Annotated in this window: 8 protein-coding genes and 1 pseudogene; 4 read left to right on the top strand and 5 right to left on the bottom strand. The window is 64.0% G+C overall.

What is annotated here, in order from left to right; translation table 11 throughout:
- Positions 1-74: 74 nt before the first annotated feature.
- Positions 75-1,061, bottom strand: coding sequence for an NAD-dependent epimerase/dehydratase family protein (locus CYU59_RS02630; RefSeq protein ID WP_292975572.1), 987 nt, complete (start codon positions 1,059-1,061; stop codon positions 75-77).
- 155 nt (positions 1,062-1,216) lie between these two features.
- Between CYU59_RS02630 and CYU59_RS02625 the strand changes: the two genes are divergently transcribed.
- Positions 1,217-2,416, top strand: coding sequence for a peptidoglycan-binding domain-containing protein (locus CYU59_RS02625; protein WP_292975570.1), 1,200 nt, complete (start codon positions 1,217-1,219; stop codon positions 2,414-2,416).
- Positions 2,417-2,426: 10 nt separating this feature from the next.
- Here CYU59_RS02625 and CYU59_RS02620 read toward each other — a convergent pair whose 3' ends face one another.
- Positions 2,427-6,074: a hypothetical protein gene (locus tag CYU59_RS02620; RefSeq protein ID WP_292975568.1), complete on the bottom strand. Its 3,648-nt coding sequence runs from the start codon at positions 6,072-6,074 to the stop codon at positions 2,427-2,429.
- Between the two features lie 2 nt (positions 6,075-6,076).
- The gene (locus CYU59_RS02615) at positions 6,077-10,123 is read right to left on the bottom strand and encodes a hypothetical protein (protein WP_292975566.1); all 4,047 of its coding nucleotides are present in this window, start codon (positions 10,121-10,123) and stop codon (positions 6,077-6,079) included.
- Between the two features lie 283 nt (positions 10,124-10,406).
- Between CYU59_RS02615 and CYU59_RS02610 the strand changes: the two are divergent.
- Positions 10,407-12,713: pseudogene (locus CYU59_RS02610) on the top strand (GH92 family glycosyl hydrolase); the annotation flags it as partial.
- Positions 12,714-12,760: 47 nt separating this feature from the next.
- Here the strand turns inward: CYU59_RS02610 and CYU59_RS02605 are convergent.
- Positions 12,761-13,933 carry an SRPBCC family protein gene (locus CYU59_RS02605; protein ID WP_292975563.1) on the bottom strand — a complete coding sequence of 391 codons (1,173 nt, stop codon included), beginning with the start codon at positions 13,931-13,933 and terminating at the stop codon, positions 12,761-12,763.
- A gap of 92 nt (positions 13,934-14,025) precedes the next feature.
- Between CYU59_RS02605 and CYU59_RS02600 the strand changes: the two genes are divergently transcribed.
- Positions 14,026-14,634: a TetR/AcrR family transcriptional regulator gene (locus CYU59_RS02600; protein WP_292975561.1), complete on the top strand. Its 609-nt coding sequence runs from the start codon at positions 14,026-14,028 to the stop codon at positions 14,632-14,634.
- A 41-nt stretch (positions 14,635-14,675) separates the two neighbouring features.
- Here CYU59_RS02600 and CYU59_RS02595 read toward each other — a convergent pair whose 3' ends face one another.
- Positions 14,676-15,437 (bottom strand): hypothetical protein, encoded by a 762-nt coding sequence (locus CYU59_RS02595; protein WP_292975558.1) that lies wholly within the window; start codon positions 15,435-15,437, stop codon positions 14,676-14,678.
- Between the two features lie 126 nt (positions 15,438-15,563).
- On the opposite strand from CYU59_RS02595, the gene CYU59_RS02590 reads away from it, so the two are divergent.
- On the top strand, positions 15,564-16,166 hold the full coding sequence (locus tag CYU59_RS02590) for a TetR/AcrR family transcriptional regulator (protein WP_292975556.1): 603 nt from the start codon (positions 15,564-15,566) through the stop codon (positions 16,164-16,166).
- Positions 16,167-16,210 lie beyond the last annotated feature (44 nt).

Raw genomic sequence — 16,210 nt, 5'->3', positions numbered from 1 at the left:
GATCAAGCTACCAGCCTGGTCGCAGCTTGGAGCCAAATCAATTGCGGCGAGACTCATTTCGATATGGGCTCGCGCTAGTCGAGCGAGGCCGCCAGCGCTGAGAGCGTCTCCGCTGCGGAGTACTCGGGCTGCCAACCCAGTTGCTCTTTCGCCTTGCTGATGTCCATGACGACCGAGGTCCGACCGGCGTGCAGCCACTCCAGCGCCGATGGCAGGAACGGCAGCCGCGAAATCACCTCGGATGTCGCCGCCGCCGCGGCGTGCGGAACCTTGATCGACCGTGCACCGAAGGCATCGGCGACATCCGACATCGACAGCACACCGTCACCGGCGATGTTGTAGGCACCCGCCGGAGCGGAGCCGGTGGTGACGGCCAGAGCGACAGCGCTCGCGACGTCGTCGTGGTGAACGAGCTGTAAAGGGGTGCCCGGGTCCGGGAGGAACGGCTTGGGCAGCGGCAGCGCCCGCGTCAACCGGCGGACAGCGTCAGGAAGCTGATTCCACGGCATGGCATCGGCCAGCAGAGGCGCCTTCGGACCCGCGACGATGCACGGCCGCAGTACGAACACCTCCAGCGATGTGCCCGAAGTGATTTCGCTCAGCGCGGTTTCACAGGCCGCTTTCTGCTCGGAGTAGTAGTGCTCCGGCGAGCCCTGCGGCGGCACGTCCTCGGTGAGCGGCGTCGCGTTGTCGGAGTGGTAGCCGTACGCGGCAACGGACGAGGTGTAGACGAGTCGCCGCGGGCGCCGCGCGGCCACAGTCGCCTCGAACACGTTGCGGGTACCGGCCAGATTCACCCGCGCACTCTCTTCGCGCGAGCCCATGATGACGAACGCGAGGTGCACGACCACATCGACATCGTCGACCAACGCGTCGACCGCGTCGCGATCGAGGATGTCGCCCTGCCGGTATTCCGTCTTCGACCAACCCCGCTCCGCGGTGTCGAAGGGTCGTCGCGCCATGCCGACGATGTGGTCCACCTCAGGATGGCGTTCCAGCGCCTCGATGGTCGAAATGCCGATCTCACCGGTCGGCCCGGTTATAGCGACGCGCAGCGACATGCCACCGCCTTCCCGGTCTGGGGCCGGGCGAAACGCGGGAGTGGACGACGGGCCCGTCAAGCCTTTGCGGATGACCGAGATCATATGAACCTCACATGAGCCGCCCAAGTGCCCTGATCAGGGGATGTATGACGGCTTAGCTTGAACGTATGGCGATGCGATCGACGCGTTTCATCGGCGACGATGTCCTCAACGGGTGCCAGTCCGGGCAGTGGGTGCTCTCGGATGGCGACGACGACGTTGCGGTCATGCGGGTACAGGAGGCGCTCACCGTCTTGGGCTACAACCCGGGCAAACTCGACGGTGTCTTCGGAACGAATACCGGCGATGCCGTCAGCGCCTTCAAGCGGGACAACGGATTGTCACCCGCAGATCCCGTCGTGGGGCCCGGCACGTCGACGGCGTTGGACGACGCCATGTACTACGACCCGCCCTATCTCGACCCATCGTTCGGGGAGGTGGCCCCGTACGTACTGAATCAGGCCGTCGAACCGTTCGTCGGTTTCGAGCTGAACTATCTGATTACCCGACCGCTCAACACGATTCGCCACGACATGGGCGTCACGATGCTGTCGCTGCTGCGCGACGAGATATGCCTGGCGATGGTCTCGCAGAATCGCACCGAGGGCATCCCCGATCTGCGAGTCGACGAGGACTCCAAATCCAGCCTGGCCAATCTCACCGGGTCCGCGGTGACGGTGCCATTCACCGGACCGGACGCGATCTCTCGGGCAATCATCGGGTTTCGCGACACCACCATCATGGGACGCCGCTTCCACACGAACAAGCAGGGCAAAAAAGCCAAGGTCACCTTGCGCTCGGCGGTGATTCACGAGCTCAACCATGTGCGCAACCTCGACAGTGGCTTGTGGCAGATAGCCGAGGACGACTCGACGGTATTCCTCGATCCTGGTGTCGCGGTGGCCCTTTCGGCGTCGGGTGACCTGACCAGGTACACGTTCTATCACTTCGCTTTAGAAATCGTCGCCTCACACATCGAATGGCTCAGCCGACAGGAGGAGCAGGGCAATCCTTTTGCCGCGCGGTTCCTCGATCCCGCCGCCCTGGCCGAAGCGATGCACTACTACTTCGTGATGGTCGATTCGGGGTGGTTCCGCGACAACGGCTACATGGCGGCCTGTGTGGCGGCCGGCGACATCGGCATCTATCGGCAGGCGGCGCTGTGGCTGAGAGCCGCATCCAGTCTCTATTTCAGCAATGACTCCGAGCTCGACGACATCAGCACTCAACTGTTTCGGGCTGCCGCCGACGAGGCCGAACGGCTTTCCAATAACCCGGGCGCACAACATGTTCCCGCCGACGGGGTGTCAACCCTGGCGAGGGACTACACCTAGCAGCGCCCGGTCAGGCCACCGGAACGATGTCGATGAACACCGTTCGCTGCTGCAGGTCGGCGGCGAACGTCCCCTCCGGCGCCGGCGGCACCGGGCTTTCGATGTCTTCGTATTCGCGTACCACGATTCGGCACGCACCGTTGCCGCGGCGGAAACGAAGCGGCGGCAGCGCAGTGTTCAGCGAGCCCGAGACCGGGGTGCCCTCGCGGTGCCACAGCCCTGGGTGGCCAGGCGCGGCCGCGGTGACATCGCTGACCGCGCCGAAGACCCCGTCGGGCAACTGGCACGTCTCCAGCACAGCAACCACCTTGTTGGGGCGCGCGCCCTTGGGCTCGGGCCCGATGAGTTGCAGCGTCACCTCGACCACACCGTTATCCAGCGAGGTGTCGACGAGAAGGGTGCGGTCGGGCATCAGCGACACGAAGTCGGTCATGACGACGCGGGACAACGCGCAGTCCTTGACGCTCTCGGATTGGTAGCGCGCCACGCCCAGACGCACCAGCGGGCTATACGGGCGATCAGGCACGGGTACCAACAATTCGCTTGTGAACATGGGAATTTCGACGTCGGCGAACCACCGGTCGGTCTCAGAGTCGAACGAGACGGGGAAAGGTACAGCGAGCACCGATGCGTTGATCTCGTCCAACGTGCACGTCACAGGATTCGCGCTGTCCGCGAAAGCGTCCCGCTGCAGATATCCACCCGCGACGTCGGTTTTCCAGATCGGGTCGCGGTAGAGCCGCGACAGAACCCGGCCGGTCTTCCGAAGGTACGCATCCGACGAATCGGTCGCGACGACGACAGCGAGCTGCTCACCTTCCCCGGAGACGTTCCATGGCCGGGCGAGCTCGACTCGGACGGTCTTTCCTCGGCGGGTGCGCTGGACCTGAGTCGACCCGACCTCGGAGATGCTCGTGGTGAAGGCGGGCGACACCGAGAGCACAACGGGCGGCGCCGGGCGCGCCGAGTTGGGAATACTGACGGCGGAAAGTGTTCTGCTGCTGCGGAAGTCGTCGTCGTCGCCGTCGTTGAAGAAATCCCGGTAGCGGCTCAGCGCGGTCAACGTGTAGGTGACCATGCGGTGGCGGGTGTCTCCGAAGTCGTGACGGAACGAGGACACGGTCGTTCCGTCGTCCGCAGACAGCGTCGGATCGCCGATCACGACGGCGTCACGTCCCACGGTCATCGAGACGACCTCTTCGGTGATCACCGGGCCGGGCGCTTCGCTGTCCGAAGGCTCATGCCACTGCGCTTTGACGTCCAACTGACCAGTGCTGGGCCGGTGGATTCCGAATAGAACGCCGTGGTCGATCAGCACCGCGACGTGGTCGCCCCTGCGCCGGGTCCCGCTCAGCACCGATTTAGGTGGGTTGATCGGCCGCCGCACCGCGTGGACGAGTTCTACGACCCGGGGCGGTGTTGCCATCGGATGGCGACCCTGCGGGATAAGCGCTTCCGCGCCGCCGTCCGCCCAGGCCTTCACCTCGAATTTGTCGATCTCGGTGGTGCGGATGGTCGAGGAGAGTTCCAGATCGACCTGCAGCCCCGCGTCGAGGCGGGCGAAAAGCGTTCGCACCGGCGCGACGTGACTCTCGCCCCATTCGACGACCTCTTCGTTGGGTGCCCGGCCGTCCAACTCGAGTCGTTTGGCATGGAGGTCCGGCCACCTCGGTGCCCACTGATCGGTGAGTTTGCGGCCCGGCGCCGGTGAATCCGCCTGCCTCCGAACGAATACCTGGACTTGCAGGGCGGCCGGGTCGGGGAGCCACGTGTAGCTGCCGTTCGGGTCGGCCGCAGGCGCGGTCATCGCACGCTGCACCCAACTCCACGTCACGGAATCGGCTCCGTCGAGCGCGCCGTACTGCTCGGCAATGGTCATCGACGTCGGGGGAGGCAGCAAAATTCTCGAGTTGTTCGCAGGATACGAGTGGGCCGCGGCGAATTGCTCGACATCCATCGGCACGTCACCCGCGGGATCGCTGCGCACGACAAGCCGGTCGATCGTGCCGCCGCGGCCGAACACCTCCACCGCATGCTGAGTATTGGAATCCGGCAATAGGCCTGGAACAGGTGCGAATTCAGGTGGCGGAACCGGTTCGTGACGTCCGTAGAGAACCAGGTCGGACTCGCCTTCGTTGGCGTCGTGCAGGTCGGCCGCCGCCAGTCCGCCGCCTGCCATATCGGCGACGCGGACCCGCATGTGATAGCCATGGCCGAATCGCAGCGGGATTTGTCTGGTTCGGGGTACCTGGTCGAAGGCCCACCGGAAGTTGAAGGGGACCTCGACGCGACTCTCCTCGGGCGTCCGCTCCCCATTCTGGTCGAACACCGGCCGGCGGATTGCGAGATTCCAACCGTACCAACGGACTACGGCCTCGTCGGCCCGCAGCACGTTGTCCTTCTCGACAGCCGCTGCGTTCACCTTGACCTGGCCCTCCTCGCGCTGACCCCTGGGGCCGAAGGGCTGATCGTCGAGGAAGTACGTCGCCGCGCGTTCGCAGAGCGGCGTCCAATCCCCGGTCTGCTCTCTGATGTCGACGCGATAGCCCAGCGTGAGATCGTCGGCGGTGAATATCTGGTCTGCGACGTCGGGGCCCGGGAGTGCTCCACCGGCGCGATGTGATTGCGCCCGAACCCTATTCGCAACTTTCAGCCGCAACTGCTGCTCGCGGCCACGACGCAGCAACGTGATCCCCGCGGAGCGCAGCACCGGCAGCGTGCTCGGGGCCGTGCCGCCCGCATTTTCGCGCTGCGCGCCCTCGCGCAAGCGGCTCACCGCCCCCGCGACATCGAAGGTCGCCAAGGCCCATCGGCTGGATTGACCTTGTCGCTTGGCCGAGATCTTGGCTGCGCCGGCAAGATCCACGATTCCGCGGGTCACATCGCTGTCCGGCGCAGACCACGGCAGGAACCGCGAGTCGGCGAATTGGTAACGGGTCCAGGGCGCGAACACGCTGACGGTGGCCGGTACACGGGTATCGAGATCGGAGTGGATACGTACCAGGCGTGATCCGGCGCCGGTCGGGATGTCGCTGCCGCGCAACGTGTACTCGAGGATCAGGCCCAGCTGGAGCAGTACGGCGGGATGCTCGCGGAGCATCGATACCGTCCGCTGAAAATCCGGAACCGACCAATCGTGCGAGTCGTCGGTCAACGTGGCGTTGCCGAAGTCGTCGGGCGGTGGCGCGACCTTCGGCGGCTCGACCCACTGCTGGTACTGCTCGCGCGCTGCGGCAGCGGCGTTCGCCGCGACCTCCGGGTCGTCGTCGCCGGTGTGGGTGCCCGCCGTCTTTGCGTAACCCTCGACGATCGTCTGCGCATCCGTTGAGGTCGGAGCGACGTACAGTTCGCCGTATTCGGTGAATTGCGGCTGCCGCACCCGGGCGTTGTCGAAGAAGCCGTTCCAGACCGTTGACGACGCATGCGGCACCAAAGTCAGCGGCTTGGCCGCCGGGGTGGTCGCGGTATCGGGCGCGAATTGTGCGACGAAACTCGGCCGGACCAGCTCGACGGTTCTCGGCCAGTCGCGGAAACCGAAGTCGGACAACGGTCTTTCGTCGTTCACGTCGAGCTGCGGGACGATCAGCGCACGCAACCGAGCGGTGCCTTTCGCGTCGACTTTGCCTGCCGGAACGGCGATGACCAGGATGCGGTTCACGGCTAATTCACCTCCGCGAACGCGGCACGGTAGCGCGCCCAGGCCTCGCTACCAGTCGGGTCGGGTGTGGGCAGTGCGATGAACGGTGACGGTTCCGGGCTCGAGAGTTCGTGTGAACCGGAGCCACCCGCGATCACCCATTCGCCGCTGTCGAGTTCGAAAGAATCCGAGTACAGCGTGATGTCGATGTCGATGACCAGCGTGGCCCGTCCGACGAGCCAGTTGTGCCCGAAGTCGTAGGCGAGTTCGAGGCGCAGTTCCACCGACACCGAGACGAGGCCTAGCACGTCGAGACTGCCGCCGATGTGGATGTATCCGGTGAGCTTCGGCGTGCCGGACTCCAAGGCGTAGCGGATGCCGCCGAACGCGTGCACCTCGGCCTTACCGATTCCGAAGTTCATTCCGATCGCGGCCCCGAACTGCAGAGAGATCTCCAGCCGCCGCAGCCCCGTGTTGGCCAACTCCAGGTCCACATAACCACCGCCACCGAACATCAGCACGGTCAACGTGAAAGGCCTTTCGCGCGAGGCGAATCCGACTGCGATAGTCACCGGTTCCTTGTTGAACGGAATCGTCAGCGCGGCGCTGAACACCAGATTGCTCATCACGAACGACATCGCCGAGACGTCCGGCAGCGGCAGCTGATAGCGTGCGACGACCTTGTCCTTAGCGGCTTCGATCTTGACCGGCAGGCGGTTGAAGTCGCCGATCGCTTGCTGGAGCGACTCCAGCAATTTCAGTCGGCCGACGAACCTGATGCCGCTGATGTCCACCGACACCTTGGCGGCTTCACCGGTGTTCTGGTGGAATTCGACTGTCTTGAAGTCGATCTCGATCAGCGCGTTGGGGTGCGTCGCGTCTGGTCCGGGTGCCGGGATCTGCAACGTGAAATTGTTGGCGATGCAGGATGTCTTGTTGTCGGCCCCGGAGCTGACAACGTCGATCGTCACTGTCGAATTGTTGCCGGGCCTGAACATCGGGACCGGCTTGAGCGGGACGGTCTGCCACCTCATCCTGACCTCGTTGGGCACACCGTCGCGAACGATCGTCTTGAGTTCGGGTGGCACGTCGATCGAGCCGATCAGATCGCGCAGCGAGAAGCCCAACAGCGAAGCGCCCTCGGACAGCAGTGTGGCGGGGTCGGCGTTGGCCAGCCCACTGACCCGAGAGATTTGGTCTACCACCATCTTGGGTCCCGCGAGTCCACCTGCGCGGTCTTTCATGTCGGTGAAGTCGAGTTCGAACTTGTCGATGAGGTTCAGCGCGACATCGGCCGCGGCATCCTGCAGATAGTCCTGCGTGAAGGAGATCTGCGCAGTCGGGTCCGTGCCGACCAGCGAACGGATCGTGGGCATGCCGATGTGCGCTGCCCAGGACGTGGGATCACCGGGCACACCGAGCGACGGCAGGTAGCCGCGGAGGTGGTGGTTGCCGACGATGTTGAGGCGCCGTACTTCGTGCACGGTGGTCTGGAGCTCGGTCGCGGCGTCCGGGCCGGCGAATGTCGCTGGGGTGTAGGGCACCAGATCTATTGGTACACTTGGCAGGTCGATCACACCGCCGCCGCTGCGTATGTAGGTGGTGAGCAAAGCGTCGGTGACGCGGGAGTCGGTCAGCGACCGGAACGGCGGTCGGAACTCGTCGTCCAGATCGAGATCGGCGACGAAGATCATCTCCAGCGGGAAGTGGATGTCGCCGTTCTTCGCCGTGCAGCGCACCTGGAACTGCAGCGCCCTGCCTTTGGTCGTCGGTGTGAAGAACGTTGGCACGTCGACGCTTCCGGTGCCTTGCTCGTCCCACAGCGCGATCAACTGCTGGAGGCGTTGGCGCTTCGTATACAGCTGCAGGTATTTGATGGCCTCGGCTGTGCCGTCGGCGAGCCGTTCCGTGGTGACACCACCGATCGCTCCGTTGAGAAATATCTCTTCGTGGAGGCGATCGAGTTGCCCGGTCAGGCGGTCACACTGGGCTTGCAGTTCGGCGGAGGCTTTGGCCGGGCGGGGGAACTTGGTCCAGACCGCGGTGTCCAGGTTGCGATACTCGCGTTGTCCGATTTCGATTTCGCTGAACGGGAATGCATTTCGGAGATTCGTCGGAGCGTCAACTCCGGGGTGCTTCACGGGCTCGGTGATGTACAGGGTGTTGGTCTTGCGCAACACCGCCACTTTTTCGTCGGTGCTGCGCTCAGTCATTTCAACCCACACCGCCCGGTGACCGAACGGATAGAGCACACCCTTGATCGAAGTCCGCACCGCCTGATCCCGGCCGAGCACGGCGTTGTGGTCCCACTCGAAGGTGCTCCATTTACCCGACGCCGCCAAAGTACCGCCGAGGCAGCTTAATTCAAGACGCTTCGCGGTCGGTAGCTGTTCGGCCGTGGATCCGGCGCAGAATTCGGCGATCAGGACGCGATCGGCTTTGGTAAGCGCCACCGGAATGCTCTCGTCGCGGCCGGCTCGCAACGCCCTGATGTGCAGATCACCGTCTCCGGCGGACTCGATCCTGCTCCGCCATATCGCGAAAGTGCCCGCGTTTCCCACTGGGTTGGCGGGATGCCGGACGACGGGTGCCGCTTGGTCCACCGTGGTCTCCGGCGAGATCATCAGGCCGCGCGGCAACTCGATCGCATTGTCGTCCGGCGATACGGGATGGCCGTCGAATGCGTTGAGCAGATCGGCCGAGGTGATAGGCGCGCTCGGCACCTCGGCGAGCGTGACACGGCTCGGACCCGACAGCAGGGCATGCCAGACACCCCCTGCGGCAACTTCTTTAGGCCTCGACACCTGCTCGGCGATATGTTGAGGCGGAAGCGTGACGACGACGTCGCCGCCCGGAATTTCGAGCGTCGGTGGGTCAGGTGTCGGGTTCTGTCGCACCACGTGTCCGGGTGCGCTCACTCCGAGCAGGACGTGGTCGTCGGGGCGAACGATCAGAAAGTCGGGCGGATCGTCATCGGTGGTGCCGGCGAGGGGGTCCTGCGTCGGAGCCTGTTTGAACGCACTCGCCGTCCAGACCTTCGGCCCGGTCCAACCATGGTCCGAACCCGGTACGGCCTCACTCCACTTCCATACGGTCACCTGGTAATCGCCGGTGCGGAGCACCAATTCGATGGTGTCTTTATTGCGGGTGACCGCAACGGGGGTGCTCGGAAAGATGCCGGGACCGGCGTCGTTGGGTTCCCACGTGCGTTCGTTCCAAGTCCAGCGCCGCAGCGCTCCTGAGGCTTTGTCGGGGTAGAAGATGTCGGCGTGCCCGACGCGGTTGACGGCGACGGGGTCGAGTGTGAGCCGCGGAGGTGCGATGCCGGTGATTTTCTCGGGGCCGTACCAGCCATCGTCGGTCTCCGCCGGTTCATATATCCAGCCCCTGCCCCAATGAATCAGGTCGCCGGCTGTGGAGCGCGCGAAGACGTCCTGTCTTTGATCGTTTCGCGAATACGCGGTGACGCTTCGGGTGTCGAAAACATGGTGCAGCGTCCGGCATTGGTGTTCCTCGACGGTGTGTCTACCGTCGCCGGTGTGGGTGAGCGTGTCGGTCACGACGATGGTGCGCTTATCCTGCAGATCGCCGGGTTCGACGTCCGGATGCTGCGCGCAGTAATAGACATCGATTATGTCTTTGGCTCGGCGGATCGCAATGGGATCCCCGACGGCGAACCGTGGACCGATGAAGAGCGGTCCTTTGTCTTTCCAGTCCGCGTCCCCGACTTTCAGCCACCACCGAATCGGCCCGTCGACGCTTCGTGCGAACACGTACAGTCGATCGTCATCGGCCACCGCTCCTGGCGCGGTGGCCGCGAAACCGGGAAGTTCGTCAGGCCCGGTCCACAGTCCGCTGGTGGGGCTCCAGGACCAGTGCAAGATTTTCGGTCCCTCGGAGGAACCCACGGCAACCTTGCTCAAGGCGAAGACGTCCATGCCCGCGGGGAATCGCCTGACCGCCACCGGCTCGGAGTCGAGTGCGCCGCCGAGGTCCATCGCGTTGTCGAAAGGGTCCGCGTCACCGTCCCGTCCCCAGAGGTGCAGCAATGTCCCTTCGGGCGAGCGCATGAAAACATCGAGGTGGAATGGGTCACGTTGAGTCGCAACGGCTCTGCCGTGTTCGGGCATGCTCACGCGGCCTTTCCGGATGGCGGATCGCCGATCCACATCGAAAACGTTTGCGCGGGCGTGTCCGGCGCGCCTGACGCCGGTCGCGACCAGCCAACGCTATGTCGTGGACCGCGCGGTTTGCTATAGGGTTTTCCCTTGTTTTGCCCGGCGGAGCCGTCCTGCTCGCCCGGTCGCGGCCGAAACGGCAATGCGGCAGCGGGCAACCAATACGCTGCGTCGAATGGGGTGGACCCGGAGAGCTTTTGGCGCACTCACCGTGGTGATCGCCGCGGCTGGTGTCTGGGTGCCGCTGACGGTTGCTCCGGCTCGCGCCGAGGAGCTCCCGCTGGTCGTGAATCCGGTCGAGCACGTCAACACGCTCATCGGCACCGGAACAGGCAGCGAGACGATGGGGGAGATCAACAACTTTCCCGGCGCCGCGACGCCGTTCGGGATGGTGCAGTATTCGCCGGACACCACCGACACCTACGCCGGCTACGACTACCGCAACCCCCGCTCGACGGGGTTCAGCCTGACCCACGCCTCAGCAGGCTGTCCGGCTTTCGGCGATATCCCGGTGCTGCCGACCACCACGCCGATCGGCGCGCAACCCTGGTGGGCCTGGGAGACGATCGCGCACGACGACACCGAGATCGGCACACCCGGCTACTACGCGGCGCGTTTTCCCGACACCGGAGTGAGTGCGGAACTGACCGCCACCACCCGTACCGGTGTCGGCCGGTACCGCTATCCCGCCGACGGTCGGCCCGCGATCTTCCACGTGCGCCCCGGCGGATCACTGGCGGGCAACTCTGCGTCGAGCATCGAGATCGGCGACGACAACACGACGATCACCGGGTCGGCGACATCCGGTGGATTCTGCGGCGCCAAGAACACCTACACCGTGTACTTCGTGATGACAGTCAGCCGGCCGTTCATCTCCCACGGCACCTTCGATGGGCACGCGGTGCACCCGGGAGCGCGCGCGGCCAAGGCGGCGCAGGTCGGGGGATGGGTCGAGTTTCCGGCCGGCTCGGTGATCGAGGTGCACACGGCGATCTCCTACGTCAGTGTCGACGGCGCCCGGGCCAACCTGGCTGCCGAACGCGGTCGCGGCTTCGATGACGTCCGCGCGGCCGCAGCCACGGAATGGAACGCGGCGCTGTCACGGATTCGGGTTGCTGGAACCAACCGTGACGACCTGAACACGTTCTACACGGCACTGTATCGATCCCTGTTGCACCCCAACACTTTCAACGACGTCGACGGCAACTACCTCGGATTCGACGGTGGCGTGCACACCGTCGCCAAGGGGCACGCCCAATACGCCAACTTCTCCGACTGGGACACCTACCGTTGCCTGGCCGCGCTGCAGGCGTTGCTGTTTCCGGAGCGGGCCGGTGACATGGCGCAGTCGCTGGTGAACGACGCCGCGCAGAGCGGAGCGTTTCCGCGCTGGGGACTGGCTAATTCGTCGACCGCGATCATGACCGGAGACAACCCGGTCCCGCTCATCGTCGGGCTGTACACATTCGGCGGCAACGACTTCGACGTCAAAACCGCGCTGTATTACATGCTGAAGGCAGCGTCCGAAGGTGGTGTCGGGCTGGGCGACTACGTGGAGCGGCCGATCGCCAAAAGCTACGTCGAATACGGCTACCTGCCCCAGACGCGACCATTCGGCAGTGTCAATTCCTATCCCGGTGCGTCAGTGACGCTGGAGTGGTCGGTCGATGACTTCGCGATCGCCCGTTTTGCCGAATCGATCGGATTCGGTTCTGTTACAACCGAATTCCAGAGGCGAGCGCAGTTCTGGCGTAACTTGCTCAATCCCGCGACCGGCTATCTGTCGCCCCGCGACACCGCCGGCAAATTCGCCGACGGTCCCGGACTCGTGCTGCCCGACGCCGACCACCTCGGACAGGAGGGATTCGAGGAGGGCAACGCCGAGCAGTACCTCTGGATGGTCCCGCACAATGTTGCCGGGCTGGTGAACGCGCTCGGCGGCCCGCTGGCGACGGGCCTACGACTCGACCGCTTCACCAGCGAGGTCAATGCCGGCCCGTACAAACCCAACCTGTGGATCGGCAACGAGCCGAACTTCGGCGTCCCGTGGTTGTACGACTACATCGGCCAGCCGTGGAAAACCCAGCTGACGGTCGATCGGGTGCGCCGCACCGCCTTCAGCCCGACGCCCGACGGTGAACCGGGCAACGACGACCTCGGGGCGATGTCGAGTTGGTACGTCTGGGCGGCGCTGGGCCTCTATCCCGTCACGCCAGGCACGCCGATCCTCGCGGTCAACACCCCGCTGTTCGACCGCGTCGAAATCGCTTTGCCGGCAGGCAAAAGCATTCGTCTCTCCGCCCCGGGGGCGTCGGACGGGCTGACCTACATCAACGGCCTCAGCATCGACGATCGGCCCAGCGATCAGACGTATCTTCCGGAGTCGATCATCCGGACCGGCGGCGACGTCGCATTTTCGCTGTCGGCCGTCCCGAACCTGTTGTGGGGCAGCGGTCCATCCTCGGCGCCGCCGTCGTTCGGTGGCCCGAGACGGTGAATGCAAGCGAGGCCGATTCCTCCGTGCATGCGCTACGCCAGCGCGACACCCAGTTCCTGGGCGAAGACCCTGATCATGTGCTGGACGCCGATCTCGTTGCGCCCGATGATCATGTGATCGTGTTGTCCGTGGCGGACTCCCTCTCCGCATTGAGGCAACATCGCGAAGTCCTCGTCTCTGACGGCGGCGTGCACTCCTTCGTAGATTGCGTCGTAACCCGCTCGCATGTCGTCGGTGGTTGCCGGGACTCGGCCCATCCAACTGTGGCGGACGGTGCAGCGGGTGGGTTCTCCGTCGGGGAGGATGTCGATGATCTCCACGCCGACTGGGCTGTTGGCGAGGATGAGGTTGGGATACACCCAGTAGATGACGCCCATGTTGGCGGACGGTTCCGCCGACGCGGCGGGGTCCGTTTGTACATTGGTGATCCAGTTGAACGGGAAGCCGAGTCGATGATGTTTGCCGAACTCGTCGTAGATCGTGGTGTTGGCGAGGGTGTTTTGGCCGATGAGGCTCTGGCCGTGGACGTAGGGGAAGTGGTATCCCTCGGCGAACGCTTCCAGCGCGCCCTTCCACGAGACCTCGGACGTGAACTCGCGCTCGGTGTGGTAGCCGAAAGAGTCGTAGTTCCAGAGCTCGAGTTCAGCGGCCAGGTCTCCGAGGTGCGCGTCGAGGTCGATTGTGGCGTCCGCAGTCAAGACCGCCCAGACGAAGCCGTAGCGCTCATCGGAGGGCAGTTCGACCAGACCGTAATCCGTTGTGTCCATTGAAGAGAAGCCGGCCTTGCCTGGAACCGTGAACAGTTCTCCGGTGTTTTTGTAAGTCCACGCGTGGTACGGGCACACGAAGCGAGACGAGTTCCCGGACCCGCACGCGGGCATGGCTCCGCGATGGCGGCAGTAGTTCAGGAACACGTGGCTGGTACCGGATCGGTCACGGGTGACCAGCAGGGAATCACCCAGGACGGAGCGGACAACGTAGTCGTTCTTCTCGGGAATCTGCGCAGACGGCACGACGGCCAGCGGCACTCGACGCAGAATCTGTGACTCCTCGATCTCGGTGATCTTGGGGTCGCGGTAGTAGTGCAGCGGAACCCGCAACTCCGTGTCGGCGAAGTCGGTCGTTCGGTTGATCGCATGGTGGAGCGCACGCCGGGTGAGCGTCTCATCAGTTCCGTGGGCAGGTCGGTTGCTTGCCAGCGTCATCGCGCACTCCTCTGAACGGCCACTCAGACCATACATTCGACATGCACTGTATTGTCAACAAATGATGCTGGACGCTATGCGACGATCACGTCATGCGTAGGCATGGGTGGTCGGGCGACATGCCCCAGGACGACGACGAGGCGGTCGAGCGAATCGTCACCGCGACCCGGCGCATCATTGACGAAGGCGGAACCGTCAACGTGTCGGAGGTAGCTCAGCGACTCGGAGTCACCCGCCAGACGATCTACCGGTACTTCCCAACCCAAGAGGCACTCATTGCTGCTACGGCCTTAGCGGCAATAGGTGGATTCTTGGATCGGCTTGCCGCGCAACTGGTTTCGATTTCTGACCCCACCGAGGCTGTGGTGGAGGGCATCGCGTTCACGTTCGAGCAGATCGCCGAAGACCGTTACCTCAGCTTGGTGTTCGAACCCGGTAAGGCCAGTGCCTTCACAGCAGGCGTCACCTCTGACATGGCCGTTGATCTTGGTCGATCCATCGTTGAGCGGTTCGATGTCGACTGGGCCGGCGCGGGATTCGCGGATGACAAGCTCGACGAACTCGTCGAAGTGATGCTGCGAACGCTGCAGTCGTTGATCGTGGATCCTGGACGGCCGGCGCGTTCTGGTGCGAAACTGCGGCAATTCCTTGCGGATTGGATTGCGCCCTCAGTTCGCGCCCGCGCAGCAATCAGCCGGTAATGCGCCACCCCGTCTGCCGTGAGTGACCCGGCGGGTCGCGTTCAAAACTTCACCGCGAGGTCCTGGCGAGCCAGCCTGCGGACGCCCCAGAAGTAGGTGACGAACGGCATGGTGCACCACAGCAGGTTCAGGACTACGAATTTGATCCACATCTCGACGGGACTGGTCATGCTTTGCAAGTTGTTGGCGACCTCTACCCCGAAGTAGACCGCAGGCAGTGTGACCTCCACGATCATCCCGCCCATGATGAAAGACAGTTGAGTGCTGGTGAACTGCTTACCATTTCGGAAGAACTGCACCATCGCGTAGGCCTCGAATAGTCCGATGAAGAAGGCAATCCACTCCAGGACGACGATGAGCGGGTCGCCGTTCAGGTAACGCGCGTCGCCGCCAAGGAGGATGGGCGACCACATATAGGTCCAAAGCGCACCGTGTTGGACGCCGGCTTTGATCTGGTCAAAGAGCAAGAGCCACGGTAGTTCCCAAATGAATCGCGGTATCAGGGCGATGAAGACCCACGCAATGACCATCGCGCTCAGTCGTTCCGATCTGGTCCAGTCACGCTGGCCCGGTAGCGGAAGCCACGGCATCGCCAGTGCAGTCAAGAAGCAGCCCACAACGAAGACGACCAACGTGGTGGACGCTACGAAGTGGGACACCCCGGCATGAAATTCGAGGTACCAGAACACGATGTGAATGATGAAGAAGAACGCCAAGACGCCGAAGAGCGACTTCTGCAACGACGACAGTCCCGGCCTCTCCGGTGACGCTTGCTTGTCGTCGGTCTTGATCGTCTCAGTCATGGTCCACTCCTCGAACGACGTGCAGCGGCATGCCCGAAGCATTGCACGCGCCATGTTTTTAAGGCAAGGGTGTTCCCCTAAGGTGTCGTGGGTGAGGCAGCACGGTGAGCAGGGCGGATTGCGTAGATGACAGGTCGCAAGCGGACCGTCCCGCGTCGTCCGACCACCGGGCGACAGGAGCGGGGGGACCGGACCCGCGACCTACTCATCGACGAGACCGTTGCGTGCATCCGTGAGGAAGGCTTTTCCGCGGCCAGCGCACGGCACATCATCGAACGAGCGGGCGTGAGTTGGGGTGTCATCCAGCATCACTTCGGGGATCGAGATGGCCTGCTGACTGCGGTAATCGAAGATGCCGTGGATCGGCTGACCGCATCGCTCGAAGTGTTGTCCGATCCGGCGGCAGCCACGGACACCGAAGACTTGGTGCGTGCGACCTGGGAGGCCTTCGCGAATCCAAAGGCTATGGCGGGGTTGGAGATTCTCATCTCCACCAAGCATTTACGGAGTGGACTCGGAAGACGACACATGGAACGTCTGGGCGAGGCGTTGGCGAACTTGATGGCCCGCTTGAATGCCGAGACCAACGGTGACCACACCGTCGCGTTGGGTTTGCTGCTGTGGACCACACCGGTCGCGATGATGATCGCCGAGATGTTCGCCACGCCTCCGCTGGCCGCGAAAGACGCTCAGAAGGCGATCGCCGCCATGATCGACGCGCAGCACTGACCCGTCTCGGTGGCTCGTCTGGTGTGAGCACCCTCTGCTCTGGT

The organism is Mycobacterium sp., assembly GCF_002863225.1.
In the GTDB taxonomy this organism is placed as follows: Bacteria; Actinomycetota; Actinomycetes; order Mycobacteriales; family Mycobacteriaceae; genus Mycobacterium.
The sequence above is the reverse complement of the archived record's forward strand: the minus strand, read 5'-3'. Positions and strand labels throughout refer to the sequence as shown.